This is a genomic window from Zhongshania aquatica, from assembly GCF_027257955.1.
Lineage (GTDB): Bacteria > Pseudomonadota > Gammaproteobacteria > Pseudomonadales > Spongiibacteraceae > Spongiibacter > Spongiibacter aquatica.
This window is the reverse complement of the sequence record NZ_JANZNQ010000063.1, coordinates 1-3,143: the sequence shown is the minus strand read 5'-3', so window position 1 is coordinate 3,143 and position 3,143 is coordinate 1. Positions and strand designations below refer to the sequence as shown.

The following is a 3,143-nucleotide window of genomic DNA, read 5'->3' as shown; positions in this document are numbered from 1 at the left end:
ATCCCTTGCAAGTCCTCATCCTGAGAATGCCTTCCATGCTATGGGCTCATCCTGAGCTTATGAAAACTATAGATGCCTTAGTCGAGATTGCAAAGAATAAATAGGGTGGGGTTTGTTGAGCGCTTACTAAAAAACCGGGCACCGACAGTGTTGCTACGTTTCCCCCTGCTTATATCTTGGCTTATCTGATCAAGCTGGATGGTGGTCAGGTACTGCCAAGCTCAGAACTTGAAGATAAAGACGATGTTAAGCCTAAGTCCTTAGTAATGGCTGGCAATCAGTAGTAGGAACTCAAGTATTTAGGGCGTTAGCCAATGCAGTTTTTCAACGGAGATTTCTGCGCGCTGATGCCCTTCGTAACTCAATGACAACCAATCAATGCGACTCACCTTTGCTGTAATAACTGCCAAATGGTGATTATTGCCTAGCGTTTGTTTTTTCTTTAGTGGTAGCGCATCCCCCGGCGCAAGATCTGATAGGTAATCCTTTCGTGCTGGGGTTTTTTTAACTAGCTCCCAAGCGGCGTCTACTTCCAAGCCCTCAGTCGCAATGTCTGCCGTCGCACTAATCCGCACCTGCCAATTAAGGGTTTTACTCCAAAACACTAACTGAATTTGCGGTGATGCCCGTAGTTGATTCACTTTAGGGCTTCGTGAGTCAGTAAAAAATTGCAGGGTTTGAGCGTGACGGTCTACGTTTCGCAGCACAACAGTTCGAGCTTGTGGACATCCGTCGCTATCGATACTCGCCAACACCGGCGTGCGCCAAGGATGCTGGCGATCATCGTTGGCGAGAGCGAGCTCGCTCCAGATTGTACGAGGCAAGGCAGACAGATCCATAGCAATAACTCACATGGCTAAATTCATTTAATGTTTTTATTGGTTTGTAAAAAGCAACGCCCTCCTAAAAAGCCCCCTTTGTGGTGAGCCTAGTTCACTGGCAGCATCGCTGATCATATTGTATCGGATTTTAACCAGGTCGCTCATATTCTTGCTCGAAAGCTGCTGCACGCCGTCTTCAATATACTTATCCAGAACGAAGTTGATGAAGGCTTGCTGTTTGTAGTCGGCAAAGGCGTGGTTAATTACAGGCTTCGCTAATTTTACCCTGTCGGCGCTAGTTGGCGTTCCGATGCGGCTTGTCTGGCTGGATAAGGAGCAGTTCAATGTTATTTTTCTCTGACTAGGTTGCGAGTGCGCCACTGATATATTCGGGGCCGTTGTCGCAACGTAATTGCTGAGGCCTGCTTCGCCATTCAATCAGCCGATCCAGTGTTCGGATAACCCGCTCAGTGGGCAAGGAGAAATCCACCTCTTCACGATTAAAGTCATCAATCACATTGCGCAAATACAGGTAGCACAAGCGAAAGCCTCAGTTGCGTTGATTGTTGCGCGGCATTCTTTATTCCCAGCGCCTATGAGTCTGGATGAGAGGGAATAGCTAATCTGCGCGATGAAGGCGTTCTTACCAAATAGTAGGGGTGCTACAACGGACGAAAGTTAAATACAGCAGAATGCTTCATGCTGAATGGAAATGTTCATTCCTGCAACGTTATCCAAATACAATAATATGTGGCGCTACCACTTTTTAAATAACAAAAATGACTATTCAGAATAGGCTATACCGCTCCATCCAAAAAGCTTCTTCTAATGTAGTCTTGAGAGTGAGAAACAACATAATATTGCTTATGTTTTTATAAATATAAAAAAATTATACCGAGTATTATATTTTTAAACAGATACAACAGATATTACTGATTATTTCTTGAAGACTGACTTCCTACATAATTTTATGCATCTATAAAAACGAGCGAAGGAGTAATAATGACAATTTCAAACCCCAGGCTCAGTGAAATACCAGATAAGTACATTTTCGACTTTAATGTATTCGGCGACCCCAGAGTGGGCCCAAACGTCCATGACGATATGGCATGTCTTCTTCATGAAGCGCCTGAGGTTTTTTATACCCCCGCAAACGGCGGGCACTGGGTAGCCAGAAGTTTCGAGGCCATAAAATCAATCGTTCAGGATCCCGAGTGCTTTTCCGTCAAGGAAATGAATATTCCGAGAATTGAAAATCCGCCAAAACTCATACCGCTTCACTTAGACCCGCCTGAGAATCTTCCCTTCCGGCAAATCTTAATGCCAATGTTCTCGCCTAAGCCCGTAAAGAAAATGGAAGATAAGATACGCTACTGGGCAAAGGAAATTATTTCCGACGTTGTAAGTGCAGGAAAATGTAACTTCGTCGACGAAGTCTCAATACGATTCCCGCTAACCATATTTATGGCGTTGATGGGTATGCCATTTGATCGACTTCGGGAGTTCCGCGAATTGTCAGAGAAGTACTTCGCTGCCAGGGAGGCTATCGATATCCAGACCCTTGCCATGCAGATAAATGGCATCATGGGAGATTTTATCGAGCAAAAGAAGGCAACTCCAGACGATGGCATTATCAGTCATTTGCTGAGCACAAAGCTTAGTAATGGCCGATTTATGGCTACCGAAGAAATTCAAAACATGTGTATGCTGCTGTTTTTGGGCGGCATGGACACGGTAGCCAATAACGCCGCATTCGCCTTTAGACAGCTCGCGCTTATGCCAGAGCTACAAAGCGAACTGAGTGAAGACCCGTCGCTGATTCCAAAATTTGTCGAGGAGAGCTATCGCGCGTTTGGTGTAATTTGCACGCCGCATATTGTTGCGAAGGATTGTGAACGATTTGGCGTCGGGTTTAAAGAAGGCGATATGATGCTGTGTATGTTGCCATTATCTGGCCGCGACCCGAATGTAACCGACAATCCAAATACATTTGATATTCACAGAAGTAAGCGTGAATACCTCACCTTTTCTTCTGAGCCTCATCTATGTGTCGGGGCATTCCTGGCTCGCACTGAGCTGCGCATTTTAACCGAAGAATGGTTAAAGGTTATTCCGCGTTTTACTTGCAAAGAAGGCCTATCTCAAGAATTTCACATAGGAATGGGGATTGCCTTGGAAGGGCTTTCACTGGAGTGTGTTATTTGACGCCCATTATCATGCCTTCCGTACGTTTGGCGGTATTCCCCGGCGCGGCATTTACGACAACATGAAAACGGCGGTGGATAAAATTGGTCGCGGCAAGCAACGACAGGTTAATAAACG

General features: G+C 45.5%; 2 protein-coding genes and 1 pseudogene. 1 reads left to right on the top strand and 2 read right to left on the bottom strand.

The genetic code is table 11. From position 1 onward, the window contains the following. Positions 1-299 precede the first annotated feature (299 nt). Both O9X78_RS20460 and O9X78_RS20455 read right to left on the bottom strand, forming a co-directional pair. Positions 300-839, bottom strand: coding sequence for a pyridoxamine 5'-phosphate oxidase family protein (locus O9X78_RS20460; RefSeq protein ID WP_269621543.1), 540 nt, complete (start codon positions 837-839; stop codon positions 300-302). Between the two features lie 283 nt (positions 840-1,122). Continuing rightward, positions 1,123-1,347: pseudogene (locus O9X78_RS20455) on the bottom strand (DDE-type integrase/transposase/recombinase); the annotation flags it as partial. 476 nt (positions 1,348-1,823) lie between these two features. On the opposite strand from O9X78_RS20455, the gene O9X78_RS20875 reads away from it, so the two are divergent. Continuing rightward, on the top strand, positions 1,824-3,026 hold the full coding sequence (locus O9X78_RS20875) for a cytochrome P450 (protein ID WP_332108538.1): 1,203 nt from the start codon (positions 1,824-1,826) through the stop codon (positions 3,024-3,026). Positions 3,027-3,143 lie beyond the last annotated feature (117 nt).